The sequence below is a fragment of the Leucobacter tenebrionis genome (assembly GCF_019884725.1).
In the GTDB taxonomy this organism is placed as follows: domain Bacteria; phylum Actinomycetota; class Actinomycetes; order Actinomycetales; family Microbacteriaceae; genus Leucobacter; species Leucobacter tenebrionis.
Window position 1 is genome coordinate 1033107 of the sequence record NZ_CP082322.1, and the last position, 18091, is coordinate 1051197.

22 protein-coding genes are annotated in these 18091 nt (G+C 66.3%); 1 reads left to right on the forward strand and 21 read right to left on the reverse strand.

From position 1 onward, the window contains the following. Nucleotides 1–8 precede the first annotated feature (8 nt). The 16 genes from rplE to KVY00_RS04950 form a co-directional block, all read right to left on the reverse strand. The gene (gene rplE, locus KVY00_RS04875) at nt 9–569 is read right to left on the reverse strand and encodes a 50S ribosomal protein L5 (RefSeq protein WP_223044589.1); all 561 of its coding nucleotides are present in this window, start codon (nt 567–569) and stop codon (nt 9–11) included. Next, complete coding sequence (gene rplX / locus KVY00_RS04880; RefSeq protein ID WP_223044590.1) at nt 570–932, reverse strand: 50S ribosomal protein L24; 363 nt, start codon at nt 930–932, stop codon at nt 570–572. Between the two features lie 4 nt (nt 933–936). After that, entirely contained in the window at nt 937–1305 is a 369-nt protein-coding gene (gene rplN / locus KVY00_RS04885) for a 50S ribosomal protein L14 (protein ID WP_017885317.1), read from the reverse strand. Between the two features lie 31 nt (nt 1306–1336). After that, entirely contained in the window at nt 1337–1609 is a 273-nt protein-coding gene (rpsQ, locus tag KVY00_RS04890; RefSeq protein ID WP_017885318.1) for a 30S ribosomal protein S17, read from the reverse strand. A 2-nt stretch (nt 1610–1611) separates the two neighbouring features. Beyond that, nucleotides 1612–1923, reverse strand: coding sequence for a 50S ribosomal protein L29 (gene rpmC, locus KVY00_RS04895; RefSeq protein ID WP_017885319.1), 312 nt, complete (start codon nt 1921–1923; stop codon nt 1612–1614). Continuing rightward, nucleotides 1923–2342 (reverse strand): 50S ribosomal protein L16, encoded by a 420-nt coding sequence (gene rplP, locus KVY00_RS04900; protein ID WP_223044591.1) that lies wholly within the window; start codon nt 2340–2342, stop codon nt 1923–1925. Before rplP ends, rpmC begins: the two co-directional genes overlap by 1 nt. A gap of 2 nt (nt 2343–2344) precedes the next feature. Beyond that, the gene (rpsC, locus tag KVY00_RS04905; protein ID WP_017885321.1) at nt 2345–3103 is read right to left on the reverse strand and encodes a 30S ribosomal protein S3; all 759 of its coding nucleotides are present in this window, start codon (nt 3101–3103) and stop codon (nt 2345–2347) included. 4 nt (nt 3104–3107) lie between these two features. Then, complete coding sequence (gene rplV / locus KVY00_RS04910; RefSeq protein WP_223044592.1) at nt 3108–3488, reverse strand: 50S ribosomal protein L22; 381 nt, start codon at nt 3486–3488, stop codon at nt 3108–3110. A gap of 25 nt (nt 3489–3513) precedes the next feature. Further along, nucleotides 3514–3795, reverse strand: coding sequence for a 30S ribosomal protein S19 (gene rpsS / locus KVY00_RS04915; protein ID WP_105804995.1), 282 nt, complete (start codon nt 3793–3795; stop codon nt 3514–3516). A gap of 24 nt (nt 3796–3819) precedes the next feature. Continuing rightward, on the reverse strand, nt 3820–4656 hold the full coding sequence (gene rplB, locus KVY00_RS04920) for a 50S ribosomal protein L2 (RefSeq protein WP_223044593.1): 837 nt from the start codon (nt 4654–4656) through the stop codon (nt 3820–3822). Nucleotides 4657–4678: 22 nt separating this feature from the next. After that, on the reverse strand, nt 4679–4978 hold the full coding sequence (gene rplW, locus KVY00_RS04925) for a 50S ribosomal protein L23 (RefSeq protein WP_223044594.1): 300 nt from the start codon (nt 4976–4978) through the stop codon (nt 4679–4681). After that, the gene (gene rplD / locus KVY00_RS04930) at nt 4975–5643 is read right to left on the reverse strand and encodes a 50S ribosomal protein L4 (protein ID WP_223044595.1); all 669 of its coding nucleotides are present in this window, start codon (nt 5641–5643) and stop codon (nt 4975–4977) included. Before rplD ends, rplW begins: the two co-directional genes overlap by 4 nt. A 3-nt stretch (nt 5644–5646) precedes the next feature. Further along, nucleotides 5647–6300, reverse strand: coding sequence for a 50S ribosomal protein L3 (rplC, locus tag KVY00_RS04935; protein WP_223044596.1), 654 nt, complete (start codon nt 6298–6300; stop codon nt 5647–5649). A 15-nt stretch (nt 6301–6315) separates the two neighbouring features. Then, the gene (rpsJ, locus tag KVY00_RS04940; protein ID WP_010156393.1) at nt 6316–6624 is read right to left on the reverse strand and encodes a 30S ribosomal protein S10; all 309 of its coding nucleotides are present in this window, start codon (nt 6622–6624) and stop codon (nt 6316–6318) included. Between the two features lie 510 nt (nt 6625–7134). Next, complete coding sequence (locus KVY00_RS04945) at nt 7135–8232, reverse strand: MraY family glycosyltransferase (RefSeq protein WP_223044597.1); 1098 nt, start codon at nt 8230–8232, stop codon at nt 7135–7137. Continuing rightward, the gene (locus KVY00_RS04950; RefSeq protein WP_223044598.1) at nt 8229–10028 is read right to left on the reverse strand and encodes a polysaccharide biosynthesis protein; all 1800 of its coding nucleotides are present in this window, start codon (nt 10026–10028) and stop codon (nt 8229–8231) included. Before KVY00_RS04950 ends, KVY00_RS04945 begins: the two co-directional genes overlap by 4 nt. Before the next feature lie 273 nt (nt 10029–10301). Here KVY00_RS04950 and KVY00_RS04955 point away from each other — a divergent pair, with 273 nt between their 5' ends. Next, complete coding sequence (locus KVY00_RS04955) at nt 10302–12539, forward strand: M1 family metallopeptidase (protein WP_223044599.1); 2238 nt, start codon at nt 10302–10304, stop codon at nt 12537–12539. Between the two features lie 201 nt (nt 12540–12740). Here KVY00_RS04955 and tuf read toward each other — a convergent pair whose 3' ends face one another. The 5 genes from tuf to KVY00_RS04980 all read right to left on the reverse strand — a co-directional run bounded on the left by tuf (nt 12741) and on the right by KVY00_RS04980 (nt 18090). After that, complete coding sequence (gene tuf, locus KVY00_RS04960; RefSeq protein ID WP_223044600.1) at nt 12741–13934, reverse strand: elongation factor Tu; 1194 nt, start codon at nt 13932–13934, stop codon at nt 12741–12743. A 165-nt stretch (nt 13935–14099) separates the two neighbouring features. Beyond that, nucleotides 14100–16220 carry an elongation factor G gene (fusA, locus tag KVY00_RS04965; RefSeq protein WP_223044601.1) on the reverse strand — a complete coding sequence of 707 codons (2121 nt, stop codon included), beginning with the start codon at nt 16218–16220 and terminating at the stop codon, nt 14100–14102. 116 nt (nt 16221–16336) lie between these two features. Next, nucleotides 16337–16807, reverse strand: a complete 471-nt coding sequence (rpsG, locus tag KVY00_RS04970) for a 30S ribosomal protein S7 (RefSeq protein WP_223044602.1) — start codon at nt 16805–16807, stop codon at nt 16337–16339. Continuing rightward, nucleotides 16807–17178 carry a 30S ribosomal protein S12 gene (rpsL, locus tag KVY00_RS04975; RefSeq protein WP_017885335.1) on the reverse strand — a complete coding sequence of 124 codons (372 nt, stop codon included), beginning with the start codon at nt 17176–17178 and terminating at the stop codon, nt 16807–16809. Before rpsL ends, rpsG begins: the two co-directional genes overlap by 1 nt. A gap of 276 nt (nt 17179–17454) precedes the next feature. Further along, entirely contained in the window at nt 17455–18090 is a 636-nt protein-coding gene (locus KVY00_RS04980; RefSeq protein WP_223044603.1) for a spermidine/putrescine ABC transporter substrate-binding protein, read from the reverse strand. Nucleotide 18091 lies beyond the last annotated feature (1 nt).

The window sequence follows — 18091 nt, forward strand, 5'->3', positions numbered from 1 at the left end:
CTATTCAGTTATTCCGACTTGAAGGGGAAGCCGAGCGCCTTGAGCAGCGCGCGACCCTCGTCGTCGGACTTCGCGGTGGTCACGACAGTGATGTCGAAACCGCGCACTCGATCAATCTTATCCTGATCGATCTCGTGGAACACACTCTGCTCGGTCAAACCGAAGGTGTAGTTGCCGTTTCCGTCGAACTGCTTGTCCGAAAGACCGCGGAAATCGCGGATTCGGGGCAGCGCGAGGCTGATCAGGCGATCGAGGAACTCCCACGCGCGGTCACCGCGGAGGGTGACGTGGGCGCCGATGGCCTGGCCCTCGCGCAGCTTGAACTGCGCGATGGACTTGCGGGCCTTGGTCACCATGGGCTTCTGGCCGGTGATCTTGGTGAGGTCGGCGATAGCGCCCTCGATCACCTTGCTGTCGCGAGCGGCATCGCCGACACCGGTGTTCACGACCACCTTGACGATGCCCGGAACCTGCATGATGTTGGCGTACTCGAACTCTTCGCGCAGCTGCGGAACGATGTCGTTCCGGTACTTCTGCTTGAGACGGGGCTGAACCTTGGTCTCAGTCATTTAGAGGTCCTTCCCAGACTGCTTGGCGTAGCGCACGCGAACGGTCTTCTTCTTGCCGTTCTTCTCGACCTCCTCGACGCGGAACCCGACGCGAGTCGGCTTCTTCGTCTCGGGATCGACGATAGCGACGTTGGAGACGTGGATCGGGGCCTCGACGGTCTCGATGCCGCCCTCGCGGGTGCCCCGATCCGACTGGCCGACGCGCACGTGCTTCGTCACGAAGTTCACTCCCTCGACGACCACGCGGTCGCTCTCGGTGAGCACGTCGATGACGCGGCCCTGCTTGCCCTTGTAGCCGCCGCGCTCCTGCGACGGGCCCGAGATGACCTCGACGAGGTCACCCTTCTTGATCTTTGCGCCCATAGGACTAGATCACCTCCGGTGCGAGCGAGACGATCTTCATGAACCGCTTGTCGCGCAGCTCACGGCCGACCGGCCCGAAGATACGGGTGCCGCGGGGCTCCCCGTCTGCCTTGAGAATGACGGCTGCGTTCTCGTCGAAGCTGATGTACGAGCCATCGGCACGACGGGTCGACTTGCGAGCCCGGACGACGACGGCCTTGACCACGTCGCCCTTCTTCACGTTGCCGCCGGGGATCGCGTCCTTCACGGTCGCGACGATCGTGTCGCCGAGACCGGCGTAACGACGCTTCGAGCCCCCGAGCACACGGATGGTGAGCAACTCCTTGGCGCCGGTGTTATCGGCGACCTTGAGTCGGGATTCCTGCTGAATCACTTGTTACTCCTTCACTCAGTAAGCGCGAGGCTTACTTCGCCTTCTCGAGGATCTCGACCAGACGCCAGCGCTTGGTGGCGCTCAGCGGGCGGGTCTCGTGGATGAGCACGAGATCGCCGATGCCTGCGGTGTTCTGCTCGTCGTGGGCCTTGACCTTCGACGACCGGCGCATGACCTTGCCGTAGAGCGGGTGCTTCACGCGATCCTCGACCTCGACGACGATGGTCTTGTCCATCTTGTCGCTGACGACGTAACCGCGGCGGGCCTTACGGTAGCCGCGCTGTTCCTTCTCGACCTCAGCCATTCTTAGGCCTCCTTCGTCTCAGCGGCGGCGTCCGCCTGCTCGGTCTTCTTGCTGCTCTTCTTCGCCTTGGCGGGAGCAGGGGCGGCCGCCGGGGTCACCCGGAGACCGAGCTCGCGCTCGCGCAGCACGGTGTAGATGCGAGCGATGTCGCGCTTCACCTGGCGCACGCGGCCGTGGCTCTCCAGCTGGCCGGTGGCCGACTGGAAACGAAGGTTGAAGAGCTCGGCCTTGGCCTTCTTGAGCTCCTCGGCCAGACGCTCGTCCTCGAAGCTATCGAGTTCGGTGATGGCCAGTTCTTTGGTACCGATCGCCATTACGCGTCGCCCTCCTCGCGCTTGATAATACGGGCCTTGAGCGGCAGCTTGTGGATCGCGCGGGTCAGCGCCTCACGAGCGAGCTGCTCGTCGACGCCGGCGACCTCGAAGAGCACACGGCCCGGCTTGACGTTGGCCACCCACCACTCGGGCGAACCCTTACCCGAACCCATGCGGGTTTCCGCGGGCTTCTTGGTGAGGGGACGGTCGGGGTAGATGTTGATCCACACCTTGCCGCCGCGCTTGATGTGACGGGTCATCGCGATACGAGCGGACTCGATCTGACGGTTCGTCACGTAAGCGGGGGTGAGGGCCTGGATACCGAACTCGCCGAACGCGACCGTGGTGCCGCCCTTCGACTGACCGCTGCGGCTGGGGTGGTGCTGCTTGCGGTACTTGACTCGACGGGGAATCAGCATGCTTACTTCTCCGCTCCTGCTGCAGCGGGTGCAGCCTCGGCCTGCGCGCCACGGGGCGCGCGGCGACGATCGCCGCGGTCGCGCGACGGCTTCTGGGCCGCCTGCTCGCGAGCGAGTTCCTTGTTGGTGAGGTCACCCTTGTAGATCCAGACCTTCACGCCGATGCGGCCGAAGGTGGTCTTCGCCTCGTAGAAGCCGTAGTCGATGTTCGCGCGCAGCGTGTGCAGCGGCACACGACCCTCGCGGTAGAACTCCGAGCGGCTCATCTCGGCGCCGCCGAGACGGCCGGAGACCTGGATACGGATGCCCTTGGCGCCGGCGCGCTGAGCGCCCTGCAGGCCCTTGCGCATCGCACGGCGGAACGCCACGCGAGCAGCGAGCTGCTCGGCGATGCCCTGAGCGACGAGCTGAGCGTCGGCCTCGGGGTTCTTCACCTCGAGGATGTTCAGCTGGATCTGCTTGCCGGTGAGCTTCTCGAGGTCGGCGCGGATGCGCTCGGCCTCGGCGCCGCGGCGGCCGATGACGATGCCGGGACGCGCCGAGTGGATATCCACGCGGACGCGATCACGGGTGCGCTCGATCTCGACGCGGGAAACGCCCGCGCGGTCAAGCTGCTTCGTCAGGTGCTGGCGGATCTTGATGTCCTCGGCCAGGTAGTCGGCGTAACGCTGACCCTTTTTGGTCGAGTCCGAGAACCAGCGCGACACGTGGTCGGTGGTGACCCCGAGGCGGAAGCCGTAGGGATGAATCTTCTGGCCCATACCGTTAGGCTCCCTTCTTCGCGGCGGCGAGCTCGTCAGCGGTCTGCAGAACGACCGTGATGTGGCTCGTGCGCTTGTTGATGCGGAATGCGCGGCCCTGTGCACGAGGGCGGAAACGCTTGAGCGTCGCTCCCTCGTCCACGAAGGCGCGAGCAACGACGAGCTCGTCCTCGTTGAGGCGCAGGTTCTCGTTGTCGGCCTTGACACGCGCGTTCGCGATCGCCGATGCGACGAGCTTGAACACGGGTTCCGCGGCCGCCTGCGGGGCGAACTTCAGGATGGCGAGGGCCTCCTGGGCGTTCTTTCCGCGAACCAGGTCAACAACGCGACGGGCCTTCTGGGGGGTGATGCGGATATGACGCACGCGTGCGATCGACTCCACCATTTCTCTTCCTCCTTCACGTCACCGCTTAGCGGCGACGGCCCTTCTTGTCGTCCTTCACGTGGCCACGGAAGGTGCGGGTGGGCGCGAACTCGCCCAGCTTGTGACCCACCATGGTTTCGGTGACGAACACCGGGATGTGCTTGCGACCGTCGTGAACCGCGATGGTGTGCCCCAGCATGGCGGGGATGATCATCGAACGGCGCGACCAGGTCTTGATCACGTTCTTGGTGCCGGCTTCGTTCTGGGCAACCACCTTGTTCAGCAGGTGGTTGTCGACGAAGGGGCCCTTCTTGAGACTACGAGGCATCTTCTACTCTCTCCTACCTGCCGTTTAACGCTTCTTGCCGGTCGGGCGGCGACGCACGATGAGCTTGTCGCTTTCCTTGTTCGGGTGGCGCGTGCGGCCTTCCTTCTGACCCCAGGGGCTGACCGGGTGACGACCGCCCGAGGTGCGGCCTTCGCCACCGCCGTGCGGGTGATCCACCGGGTTCATGACGACACCGCGCACGGTCGGGCGGACGCCCTTCCAGCGCATACGGCCGGCCTTGCCCCAGTTGATGTTCGACTGCTCGGCGTTGCCCACCTCGCCGACGGTCGCGCGGCAGCGCGCGTCGACGTTGCGGATCTCGCCCGAGGGCAGGCGCAGCTGGGCGTAGGGGCCGTCCTTCGCCACGAGGCGAACCGACGCGCCGGCGGAACGAGCGAGCTTCGCTCCCCCGCCCGGCTTCAGCTCGATCGCGTGGATGACCGTACCGGTGGGGATGTTCTTCAGCGGCAGGTTGTTGCCGGGCTTGATATCCGCGCCGGCGCCCGACTCGACGATGTCGCCCTGCTTCAGCTTGTTGGGGGCGATGATGTAGCGCTTCGTGCCGTCCTCGAAGTGCAGCAGCGCGATGCGCGCCGTGCGGTTCGGGTCGTACTCGATGTGCGCGACCTTGGCGTTCACGCCGTCCTTGTCATTGCGACGGAAGTCGATGACGCGGTACTGGCGCTTGTGTCCACCACCGATGTGACGGGTGGTGATACGGCCCTGGTTGTTGCGGCCGCCCGTCTTGGGGAGCGGGCGGAGCAGCGACTTCTCAGGCGTCGAACGCGTGATCTCAGCGAAATCAGCAACGCTCGAGCCGCGACGACCCGGGGTCGTCGGCTTGTACTTGCGAATAGCCATGTTGTGTTCCTCTTCGCCCCTTCTACAGCGCAGCCGTGAAGATGTCGATGGAGCCCGACTTCAGCGTGACAATGGCGCGCTTGGTGTCCTTGCGCTTGCCCATGCCGAACTTCGTGCGGCGGGTCTTGCCCTTGCGGTTGAGGGTGCGGACCTTGTCGACCTTCACGCTGAAGACCTGCTCGATGGCGAGCTTGATCTCGGTCTTGTTCGCGGTCGGCTGCACCTCGAAGGTGTACTGGCCGTTCGCGTCGATGAGGTTGTAGCTCTTCTCCGAGACGATCGGGCGGATGATGACGTCGTGTGCAGACTTAGGCAGGCTCACTTCGCGCCCTCCTTAGCGGTGTTGGTGTCAACCGTGCGGCCGGCGACGAACGCGTCGAAGGCTGCCTTGGTGAAGACGAGATCGTCGCTGACGACCACGTCGTAGGCGTTGAGCTGATCCTGGAACAGCACGTGGACGTGCTGCAGGTTGCGAACGCTGAGCGCGGTGACCTCATCCTCACGGGTGATGACCACGAGCACACGCTTGCCCGGCGCGACCGATGCGAGGAACTCGCGAGCCGACTTGGTGCTGGGCTTCTCGCCGATGCCGAACGACTCGACGACGTGCAGACGGTTCGCGCGAGCGCGATCCGAGAGCAGGCCGGTGAGCGCGGCAGCGATCATCTTCTTGGGGGTGCGCTGTGCGTAATCGCGCGGCACGGGACCGTGCACGATACCGCCGCCGCGGTGCTGCGGCATGCGGACCGAACCCTGGCGGGCGCGGCCGGTGCCCTTCTGCTTGAACGGCTTGACACCCGAACCGGAGCGCTCGCCGCGGTTCTTGGTCTTGTGCGTACCCTGGCGCGCAGCTGCGAGCTGAGCGGTGACCACCTGGTGGATCAGCGGGACGTTGGTCTCGGCGCCGAAGATGGCCTCGGGAAGATCGACCGATCCGGCCTTCTTGCCCTGGGCATCGAGCACCTCGAGCTTGGTAGCGGTAGCCATGAACTACGCCCCCTTCACTGCGTTGCGAACGAAAACGAGACGACCGCGAGCGCCGGGAACCGCACCCTTGACCAGGATGAGACCCTTCTCGGCGTCGATCGCCTGCACGGTGAGGTTCTGCACGGTGACACGATCGCCGCCCATACGGCCGGCCATGCGCTGTCCCTTGAAGACGCGACCCGGGGTGGCGGCGCCACCGATCGAGCCCGGCTTGCGGTGGTTGCGGTGCGCACCGTGCGAAGCCGAAACGCCCTTGAAGTTGTGGCGCTTCATGGTGCCCGCGAAGCCCTTGCCCTTCGAGGTACCCACGACGTCGATCTTCTGACCGGCCTCGAAGGTGGCGTCGACGGTGAGCTCCTGACCGAGCGAGTACTCGGCCGCGTCGGCCGTGCGCACCTCGGTGAGGTGACGGCGAGGCGTGACGCCCGCCTTCTCGAAGTGACCGGCCGAAGGCTTGTTGACCTTGCGGGGATCGATCTGACCCGCGGCGATCTGAACGGCGCTGTAGCCGTCGACCTCGGGGGTGCGGATCTGGGTGACCACGTTGGGGGCCACCTCGATGACGGTCACGGGGACGACGTTGCCGTTCTCATCCCAGACCTGCGTCATACCGAGCTTGGTGCCCAGAAGACCCTTCACGTTACGTGCTACTGACATGCTGCGGATCCCCCCTTAGAGCTTGATCTCGATGTTGACGTCGGCAGGCAGATCGAGACGCATGAGCGAATCGACGGCCTTCGGGGTGGGATCGACGATGTCGATCAGGCGCTTGTGCGTGCGCTTCTCGAAGTGCTCGCGGCTGTCCTTGTACTTGTGGGGCGAACGGATCACTGCGATCACGTTCTTCTCCGTGGGGAGCGGCACGGGGCCGATCACAGTCGCACCCGCGCGGGTCACCGTGTCGACGATCTTACGTGCGGAGCTGTCGATGACCTCGTGGTCATACGACTTCAGTCGAATGCGGATCTTCTGTCCCGCCATGACATCTCTACTTTCTACTTGCGTCGTACCGCTGCACTCCCCGAGCATGTCGGGAGGCGCGCCGGCATTGGACGTCTTGCGTACCAGCGCCCTGGCACACGCGCTCTGACGAGCGCTCCGTGCTGGGTCTCTGTTCACCTGTCAAGAACCGCGCCTGCGACCTGCGCAGAGGCGGCCCCGCACACATGAAGCGACCGGGCTTTCGCCGAGCCGCTTCGATGCACGGGTGGTGTTCGCTACCCGCGGCCTCACTCGCCCCGGACGAACCCGAGCGATGATGCACTGCCTGGCAGTGATCCGCGCAAAGGCGCGGAGTACTGAACCTGTCTATCCTCGCACGGGTGCGGGAGTTGATGCAACCCGGGCGTGTCGCGGTTCGGGGATTGGTTTCTGCGCTTAGACGGGGACCCCTCGCGCGTCGCTCCTCCGTCGCGCCGCGCGGCCCCGAGGCGCGCAGAACTCCAATCCCCTCACCGCCCGAGAAGCGGGCCCCGTGAACTCTCGTCGCGTCTATGCCCGGCGCGGGAGCAGACGGGGAAGGAGGGTGTAGAAGACCACCACCGCGAGACCGCCCACGAGCAGTGCCAGCGTGCCCCAGAGACCCGTGAACAGCGACGCCAGGCCGAGCAGCGACGCCAGCGCGGTGCATCCGGCCGTGATGAGCGAGGCCTGCACATGCGTGTAGCCGAGCTGCTGGATGCGCTGGTAGGCGTGCTCCTTGTGCGGTTCGTCCCACTTGTGGCCGGCGCGCACCCGTTTCACGAGCGTGACCCCCACGTCGCCGAAGTAGATGACCATGGGGCCGATCGTGGCGAGGAACGGCACGCCCGAGACGAGCGCGGCGAAGCTCGTGATCGCAACCGCTCCCCCGAGCAGATAGCTGCCGACATCGCCGAGGAATGCGCCGGGCCTGGTGAGGTTCCACGGCAGGAACCCGCCGAATCCGGCGGCCAGCACGAGGCCGGCGAGCAGCAGCCAGCCGTGGCCCGTGAGATATCCGGCGGCACCGAACGCGAGGCCGGCGATGACCCCGTGGAAGCCGCTGATCCCGTTCAGCCCGTCCATGAAGTTGGCCACGTTGATGTAGCTGGAGATGAACAGGATCGCATAGACCGCCAGCAGGATGAGGCCCCACAGCGGCAGTGGGCTCTGGGTCGGCCAGCCCGACACCCACTGCAGGATCACCGGGCTCGCCAGGCCGGATGCCTCGGAGAAGAGCTGCGGCTGCCACAGCATCGAGGTGGAGACGCAGCAGGCGATGAGCAGCAGGCAGAGGCTGCGGATCCGCACGCTCAGGCCCCGCAGATCCTCGGCGAGGCCGAGCAGGCCGGCCGCGAGCGAACCGAGCACCACGGTGATCAGGGTGCTCGAGACATAGGACTCGCCGAGAAGTGGCGGCAGCAGCGCACCGGCACCGCCGCCGACCGCCATCGCGATGAGCACCGCGAGCCCCAGACCGCGCAGCACCGGCTTCTCGTGCGAGGAGCGCTCATTGGGAACGTCCATGATGCCGAGTTTGAACAGCCAGGGCCTCACTGCGAAGGGCAGCAGCAGGCTGAGCACGAGCGTGACGGCGCCGATGACGAACGCGCCTCCGATCCCGATCACTGCACGCGCTCCTCGGCCGCCTCGGTCAGGTCGAGACGGGCGACCCACCCCTCATGGTCGAGCACCTCCGGCGAGATCGTGTCGACGTGGGCGTGCGAGATCTTCGGATGGAAGGGACGTTCGTCGCCCTCGCCGACGCCCACCAGCTCCTCGTGCAGCTTCTCCCCGTGCCGCAGCCCGGTGAACACGATCTCGATGTCCTTGCCCGATTGCGCGATCATGCGCCGCGCGACGTCGATGATGCGCACGGGATCCCCCATGTCGAGGATCAGCACCTCGCCCGGCCGCCCGATGCCGCCGGCCTGCACGACCAGCTGACACGCTTCCGGGATCGTCATGAAGAACCGCGTCACCTCGGGGTGTGTCACCGTGAGGGGTCCGCCCGCCTCGATGAGCTTGCGGAAGGTCGGCAGCATGGAGCCCCGGCTGCCGATCACGTTGCCGAAGCGGACCGAGAGGTACCGCTGGCCCGTCTGCTGCGCCATCCACGCTGTGAGCTTCTCGGCGACGCGCTTCGAGTGGCCGAGCACGCTGGTGGGGTTCGCTGCCTTATCGGTCGAGATGTTGACGAACGTTCCGACGTGCGCCGCCTGCGCCGCGCGCAGCACGTTCAGCGTGCCGAGCACGTTGGTCTTCCACGCCTCGTCGGGATACTGCTCGAGCATGGGCAGGTGCTTGAGCGCGGCCGCGTGGAACACGACCTCGGGCCGACGGGCGGTGAAGATGCGCTGCAGAGCGGCCTCGTCGCGGATGTCGGCGAGCACCACGTCGTTGGTGTCGAGGAGCCCGTGGCCGCTGATCGACAGCTGCGTCTCCTGCAGCGCGGTCTCGTCGCGGTCGAGCATGATCAGCTCGCTCGGGGCGAAGCGCGCGAGCTGGCGGCACAGCTCGGATCCGATCGACCCGCCTGCGCCCGTGACCAGCACGCGACGATCCTGCAGGTACTCGGCGATCGATTCCGTCTCGAGCCGCACGGGGTGACGGCCGATGAGATCCTCGATCGACAGCTCGCGCACGTTGGAGATCGCAGAGGCGTTCTGCAGGATCTGCTCGAGCGGCGGCAGCACCATGGCGGTGATCCCCGCCTCGTCCGCGGCCTGATCGACGCGCCGCATCATCGCCGCGTCGGCATCGCCGATGCACACGATCAGCCGGGTCGCGCGGGTCTGCCGCGCGGCCTCGGCGAGATCCTCGAAGCCGCCGAGCACCCGCACTCCCCTGACCTCCTGGTGCCGCTTCTCAGGATCGTCGTCGATGAATCCGACCGGCAGCACCGACCCCTTGGAGTCGGTGAGCAGACGCTTCGCGGTCTGCACGCCCAGATATCCCGCGCCGTACAGCAGCGCCCGTTCCGCCTCGGCGCCCGGCTTCAGCTGCCGCTCGTTGTAGAGGCGCAGCACATATCGCGACACCCCCATGAGACTGAAGGTGATCGGGGCGGCGATGATCATCGTGCTGCGCGGGATCCCATTGCCGTATCCGACGAGGAAGGCGAACACCCAGGCGACGATCATCACGGCGGTGATGTTCAGCACCAGCGCCCGCACCTCGTCGAAGCTGCCGACCTCGTATCGATTGCGGTACAGCCAGAAGATCCACCCGCCGAGCAGCTGCAGCACCACGGTGATGCCGATCACCGCGAGGGTCCAGCCCCAGTGGATGCGGTTGAGGTTGAAGTCGAAGCGCAGTACGAGAGCGGCGAGGATCCCGATCGCCCAGGAAGCGGCGTCGAGCAGGAAGAGCAGCCCGTACTGGCGGGTAAAGTGGGCGACGCGCTCGCCTGGGGTCTGCGGCACTCGTTCTCCATTCGCTCTGCTGGACCGATCAGAGGCTGAGCCTCGGGACACTTCGAGGATACCGCTCAGCTCCTGGCCGCGAGCCGCACCGCGCCGTCCCGAGCACCACCGCTCAAGCCCGGGTATGGACCCCCATCGAACATGCATCGCACGGCCCGCGCGGAGACCTCTATAGATTGGATCCCATCGCCTTCGGCGATGGCCCCGGGCGTGGGCGCCGCTCGCTGCGCCCGCTCCCCTGCAATGACGCAAAGGAACAGAGGTGCACCCGCTATGACTGTCAGATCCGCCGCCCGCCCTTCGACGCCCGAGCCTCCGCCGCTCCGGCGCCCGCGGCGCTCCGAACGCCGAGGCGCCCGCGTCGCGGCGGCTTCGCTGCTCGCCGCCGCGTTACCGCTCATCGGCGCGACCGCTGCGCATGCGACCCCGATCGACGGCTCGTCGAGCTACGGCGACTCGCTCTTCACCGGCATCGGCAACGGCGGCTACGATGTGCTCCACTACGACGTGGACCTCGATTACACGCACACGGCCACCGAGGATCGACCCGCGGGAGACCTCGACGCGACGGCCGGGATCACCGCCACCGCACCCGAAGCGCTCAGGTCGTTCTCCCTCGATTTCGAGGGGATGACCGTCGACTCCGTGACCGTGAACGGCGAGCCCGCGACATTCACACGGCCCGCGGTCGACAAGCCGTCCGAGTCGTACAAGCTCGTGATCACCCCGGCCGCCCCGGTGCAGGGCGAGTTCACCACGGTCGTGCAGTACTCGGGCGTTCCCAGCATGCACATCGACAACGACGGTTCGAGCGAGGGCTGGGTCGCCACCCCGAACGGCGTGATCGCGCTCGGTCAGCCGGTGGGCACCATGACCTGGCTGCCGAGCAACAACACGCCGGCGGACAAGGCCACCTTCAATACGCAGATCACCGTCCCCACGACGATGAACGAACTCCCGGCTTCGGCTGTGAGCAATGGGGAGCTCGTCGGATCCGTCGACAACGGCGACGGCACCACGACCTGGCACTGGCAGCAGCAGAAGCAGCAGGCGACGATGTCCGCGATGGTGGGGATCGGCAACTACGATCTGCACCAGAGCACGATCACGCTGAGCGACGGTCGCGAGATCCCCGAGTGGTCGTTCATCGACGCCTCGCTCACGCCGGAGCAGAAGAGCACGACGATCGACCGTCTCGGCCGGATGCAGGAGATCCACCGTTTCCTGGAGTCCAAGTACGGCCCGTACCCCGGCAACAGCACCGGCATCATCGTGCACGAGTCGAACGTGGGCTACGCGCTCGAGACGCAGGACCGCTCGTACTTCCCCGGAGTCCCCGGGCTCAGCACGCTCGTGCACGAGATCGCCCACCAGTGGTTCGGCGCGGCCGTCACCCCCGACGACTGGAACAACATCTGGATGAGCGAGGGGCAGGCCACCTACTCGTCGGCGATGTTCGATCAGGAGATCGGGCTCGGCGCGGAGCCGGGCAAGACCACCGCTGAGACCTACTTCGCAATCTGGGACGACACGGACGCGGCGCACGACAGGTGGAAGGTCGCGCCAGCGGCCATGACGGATCAGGTCGAGCTCTTCGGGTGGCAGTCGTACACGCGTGGGGCGATGACCTACGAGGCGCTGCGCCAGGTCATCGGCGACGAGGTCTTCTTCGACCTCCTCTCGACCTGGGCCCAGTCGAACAGCGGGCAGAGCAAGTCGACCGCTGACTTCATCGCGCTTGCTGAGGAGAAGTCGGGGAAGGATCTCGCGGCGTTCTTCCAGGACTGGCTCTACGAGCGCGACAAGCCCGCCTGGCCGTCGACGTGGACTCTCGACCTCGCCGCAGATCCCGCGGGCGGCGAGGTGGTGCCCGGCGGCGAGATCGTATACACGCTGACGGCGAAGAACACCGGACAGGTCCCACTCGCGGGGACCGCGACGGTCGACCTCTCCGAGGTCCTCGACGATGCGCAGCTCGATGACGCGGCCCTCGATCCCGCTCTGTCGCTCGACGGCGCAACGCTCACCTGGGAAGTGCCCGAGATCACCGGCACCGAGTCCACGACCGCGTCGTTCGCCGTGCGGGTGCAGGATCGCGCCTACAGCGCCGCCCTCGACGCGACCGCCTCGGGTTCGCTGGGCGCATTCTGCGGTACCTGCGCCGTCGGCCACACCACGGCCCCGGACCAGGACAGCACCGGCAGTCCCGACGGCGCAGGCGATCCCGACGGCACAGGCGACCCCGACGGCACCGGCGACCCCGACAGCACAGGCGGTCCCGACGGCACCGGCGACCCCGACGGCGCAGGCTCGGACGGTGCCGGTGCGAGCGGCGATGCCGACGGCGGCACTCCCCCGCGTACGTCCGGGAACGACGCGCTTCCCACCACTGGCGCGAGCGCAGACATCGCGCCGTGGGCGGTCGGAACCGGCGCGCTACTGCTCGTCGCAGGAACGATCCTGCTGCTCCGCCGCCGGGCAGCGGAGGACGCCGGGACCTCGGTCGAGTAGACGAATTCCTCGGAGAACACGACAGGGCGGGGCTCCGGCTCCCGCCCTGTCGCATTCCCGGCGCCGGTCACGAACCCGGGATGCGGTGTGAACGACGCACCCCGGGGGTTCCGCAGACGCGAAGAACCCCCGCTCCCCTCGACAAGCTCGGGGAACGGGGGTTCTCGGTGCGGATCGGGATCCGATCAGTCAGTCTGAGACTTACTCGACGACCTTGGTCACCGTGCCGGCGCCGACGGTGCGGCCACCCTCACGGATCGCGAAGCCGAGGCCCTCCTCCATAGCGATCGGCTGGATCAGCTCGACCGACATGTCGGTGGTGTCGCCGGGCATGACCATCGGCTTGTCCTCGGGCAGGGTGATGACACCGGTCACGTCAGTCGTACGGAAGTAGAACTGCGGACGGTAGTTCGTCTCGAACGGGTTGTGGCGGCCGCCCTCTTCCTTCTTCAGGATGTAGGCGGTGCCCTCGAACTTGGTGTGCGGGGTGATCGAACCGGGAGCGACCACGACCTGACCGCGCTCGACCTCTTCGCGCTTGGTGCCGCGGAGGAGGAGGCCACAGTTCTCGCCGGCCCAGGCCTCGTCGAGCTGCTTGTGGAACATCTCGATGCCGGTGACGGTGGTCTTCTGCGTCGGACGCAGACCCACGATCTCGACCTCGGAGTTGATCTTCAGCGTACCGCGCTCGGCGCGGCCGGTGACCACGGTGCCGCGGCCGGTGATGGTGAAGACGTCCTCGACGGGCATGAGGAACGGCTTGTCCTTGTCACGCACGGGATCGGGGATGCTGCTGTCGACGGCCTCCATGAGCTCGAGGATCGAGTTGACCCACTTCTCCTCGCCCTGGAGCGCCTGGTAGCCCGAGACGCGCACGACGGGAGCGTTGTCGCCGTCGAAGCCGTTCTTGGTGAGCTCCTCGCGGACCTCCATCTCGACGAGCTCGAGGATCTCCTCGTCGTCGACCTGGTCGCACTTGTTCAGCGCGACGAGCAGGTAGGGAACGCCGACCTGCTTGGCGAGCAGGATGTGCTCCTTCGACTGAGCCATGAGACCGTCGGTCGCCGCGACCACGAGGATCGCGCCGTCCATCTGAGCGGCGCCGGTGATCATGTTCTTGATGTAGTCAGCGTGACCGGGGGCATCAACGTGAGCGTAGTGGCGCTTGTCGGTCTCGTACTCGACGTGCGAGATGTTGATGGTGATGCCGCGCTGGCGCTCCTCGGGAGCCGAGTCGATCGTATCGAAGTCGCGCTGCACGTTGACGTCAGACGGGAACTTGTCAGCGAGGGTCTTCGAGATCGCCGCGGTAAGAGTGGTCTTACCGTGGTCGACGTGACCGATCGTTCCGATGTTTACGTGCGGCTTGGTCCGCTCGAACTTGGCCTTCGCCACTATGGTCCTCCTCAGGACATCGTTGCACTCACTTTCCCTCGACGGTTTCGAGGGCACGCGAGCACGGGGTGTGTGTACCTATGTTACAAGCTCAAGCCTGCGATCGCGACCTGAGCGATGTGTTCGGCGGCGGAGCCGAAGTCCGCCGCCGAACAGCGGGCGGGATTACTCGCCCTTAGCCTTCTGAACGATCTCATCGGCCACGGCCTTCGGCACCTCAGCGTAGGAGTCGAAGGTCATCGAGAACACCGCACGACCGCTGGTCTTCGACCGCAGGTCGCCGATGTACCCGAACATCTCGGAAAGCGGCACGAGGGCGCGCACGACCTTGACGCCGCTCGCATCCTCCATGGACTGGATCTGCCCGCGACGGGAGTTCAGGTCGCCGATCACGTCGCCCATGTACTCCTCGGGAGTACGCACCTCGACCGCCATGAGCGGCTCGAGGATGACGGGCTGAGCGAGGCGCGCGGCCTCCTTGAAGGCCATCGAACCCGCGATCTTGAACGCCATCTCCGAGGAGTCGACGTCGTGGTACTGGCCGTCGAGCAGCTGAGCCTTGACGTTGACCACGGGGAACCCGGCGAGGATGCCGTACTGCATGGCGTCCTGGATGCCGGCGTCGACCGACGGGATGTACTCGCGAGGAACGCGACCGCCGGTCACCTTGTCCTCGAACTCGTACGTCTTGTCGCTGCCCTCTTCGGTCTCGAGCGGCGCCAGCGAGATCTGCACCTTCGCGAACTGACCGGATCCACCGGTCTGCTTCTTGTGGGTGTAGTCGTACTTCGGCACCTCGCGGCGGATCGTCTCGCGGTAGGCCACCTGGGGCTTGCCCACGTTCGCCTCGACCTTGAACTCGCGCTTCATGCGATCGACGAGGATGTCGAGGTGCAGCTCGCCCATACCGGCGATGACGGTCTGGCCGGTCTCGGCGTTGAGGCTCACGCGGAACGTGGGATCCTCTTCGGCGAGCTTCTGGATCGCGACGCCGAGCTTCTCCTGGTCGCCCTTGGTCTTCGGCTCGATGGCCACCTCGATCACAGGCTCGGGGAAGGTCATCGACTCGAGCACGACCTGGTTGTTCGGGTCGCAGAGCGTGTCGCCCGTGGTGGTGTCCTTGAGACCGATCACCGCGTAGATGTTGCCGGCGGTGAGCTCGTCGACCGGGTTCTCCTTGTTGGCGTGCATCTGGAAGATCTTTCCGATGCGCTCCTTCTTGCCCTTGGTCGAGTTCACGACCTGGGCGCCCGACTCGACCTTGCCCGAGTACACGCGCACGTAGGTGAGGCGGCCGAAGAAGGGGTGCACGGCGATCTTGAACGCGAGCGCCGAGAACGGCTCGTCGGCCGACGGCTTGCGCTCGATGACGACCGACTCGTCGCGGGGATCGTGCGCCTGGATCGCGCCGATATCGAGCGGGTTCGGCAGGAAGTCGACGACCGCGTCGAGCATCGGCTGGATGCCGCGGTTCTTGAACGCCGAGCCGCAGTACACGGGGTAGATCTCGTTGTTCACGACCATCTTGCGGATGCCGGCCTTGAGCTCGTCGATCGTGAGCTCTTCGCCGCCGAAGAACTTCTCGAGCAGCTCGTCGTCGCTCTCGGCGACGGTCTCGACGAGCTGCGCGCGGTACTCCTCGGCCTTGGCCTGGAGCTCGGCGGGGATCTCGCGGGTCTCGTAGGCGGCGCCCAGGGATACGTCGCCCTTGGCGTCGCCCTCCCAGACGAAGGCCTGCATCGACAGCAGGTCGACGACGCCGATGAAGTCGCTCTCCGAGCCGATGGGCAGCTGCATCACGAGCGGCTTGGCGCCGAGGCGGCTGATGATGGTGTCGACCGTGAAGTAGAAGTCGGCGCCCATCTTGTCCATCTTGTTGACGAAGCAGATGCGGGGAACGCCGTACTTGTCGGCCTGACGCCACACGGTCTCGGACTGGGGCTCCACACCCTCCTTGCCGTCGAACACGGCGACGGCGCCGTCGAGCACGCGCAGCGAGCGCTCCACCTCGACGGTGAAGTCGACGTGGCCCGGGGTGTCGATGATGTTGATCTGGTTCTTGTTCCAGAAGCAGGTCACCGCGGCACTGGTGATGGTGATGCCGCGCTCCTTCTCCTGCTCCATCCAGTCGGTCGTCGAAGCGCCGTCGTGGGTCTCACCCAGCTTGTGGTTGACACCCGTGTAGAACAGGATGCGCTCGGTCGTAGTGGTCTTGCCGGCATCGATGTGCGCCATGATGCCGATGTTGCGGACCTTGCTCAGGTCGGTGAGCACGTCTTGTGCCACAGGGGTCTCCTCCGAATAGGGGGTGAAAAGATTATGCGGGCCGGGATTGCCGGTCCTTCATCGAGCTTGTCGGGATGACGGGATCCGCCACCCCGACAAGCTCGAAGCGCAGATGACTACCAGCGGTAGTGAGCGAACGCGCGGTTCGACTCGGCCATCTTGTGAGTGTCCTCGCGGCGCTTCACGGCGGCGCCGAGGCCGTTGGAAGCATCGAGGATCTCGTTGGTGAGGCGATCGGTCATCGAGTTCTCACGACGAGCCTTCGCGTAGCTGGTGAGCCAGCGCAGTGCGAGCGTGTTCGCGCGGTGCGGCTTCACCTCGACGGGCACCTGGTAGGTGCTGCCGCCGACGCGACGCGAGCGGACCTCGAGCGTGGGACGCACGTTGTCGAGCGCCTTCTTGAGCACCGTCACCGCGTCCTGACCGGACTTCTCGGCGACGTTCTCGAGTGCACCGTAGACGATGCGCTCGGCGAGACCCTTCTTGCCGTCCAGCAGGATCTTGTTGACGAGCTGGCTGACGATGGGGGCACCGTAAACGGGATCGGCGACGACGGGGCGCTTGGGAGCGGGACCTTTACGGGGCATTACTTCACCTTCTTCGCACCGTAGCGGCTGCGAGCCTGCTGGCGATCCTTGACCGCCTGCGTGTCGAGCGCGCCGCGCACGATCTTGTAACGGACACCGGGGAGGTCCTTGACACGACCACCGCGCACGAGCACCAGCGAGTGCTCCTGCAGGTTGTGGCCCTCACCCGGAATGTAGGCGGTGACCTCGGTCCCGTTGCGGAGCTTCACACGAGCGACCTTGCGCATCGCCGAGTTTGGCTTCTTCGGGGTGGTGGTGTAGACGCGGGTGCAGACCCCGGCCTGCTGCGGGTTCGCCTTCAGGGCGGGCGCCTTGGTCTTGGAGACCTTCGGCGTACGGCCCTTGCGAACCAGCTGCTGAATAGTAGGCACTGATTCTCCTCATTCGTCCTGCACGGTGACAGGAATGCTTTCATGGTCAAGCATGTGCGATCGCTTGCGCGGCCGCTGAGCTGCTGTCGAAGACGACGCGCGAGCGCGTCGGCGGCGACCGAGTGCAGCTATGCCGTGGGGGTGTCAGCTCTGCTGAGCGAGGGACCCGACGGTGAGCACTCCCCCGCTCACCCCGTCACATGCATGACGAAACCATCGGTGGAGGGCACCAAGGGTTAACTTTACGCCCTGTGGAGCGGCTTGGCAAGAGCCGGGCTACTGCGGCGGCTCGAGGTGCTGGGACAGTTCGTCGAGCATCGCCCTGATCTGCGGTTCGACGAAGCGCTGGATCGCGGCCTCGATCCGCCCCCGGTGCGCCACGAGCGCGAAGCAGACCTCCCGCCCGATCTCCTCGGCGTGCGCGTCGGCGAGCTCGATCTCCCGGCGCAGCCGCTGCTTCTCCTCATGGCTCAGGGGCGGCCTCGGGAGCGGCGGCTCGGGCTTGCTCTCCTCCGCGAGCCCGGCGAGCGTGAAGAGGAAGGGCTGCTCGCTGTCGTCGGGCTCGGGATCCGGATCCAACCCCTCGTACTCGGGGGCGAGCCCCTCCGCGGGATCGTAGCCGCCCGCTCGCCACAGCTCCTCCCCCGTCAGCTCCTCGTGCAGCGCGGGGAGTTCGGCCGCCGTGAACTCGTCCACCCGCTTGTCGATGATGCGCTGCATGCGCGAGACGAGCGCGTGGGTGACCTGGTGCGGCACATCGTTCGTGAGGCCGGCGGCTGCGAGGATCGGGGATCCGGTGCACCTCCGGCAGAGGCGGGATCTCCCGCGGTGCGTGCCCGGCGACCAGCTCGGCACCCACCGCAGCCAGGCGTCCACGGCGGCGTTCACTCTCTCGTCGATGGCGCCCGCCACG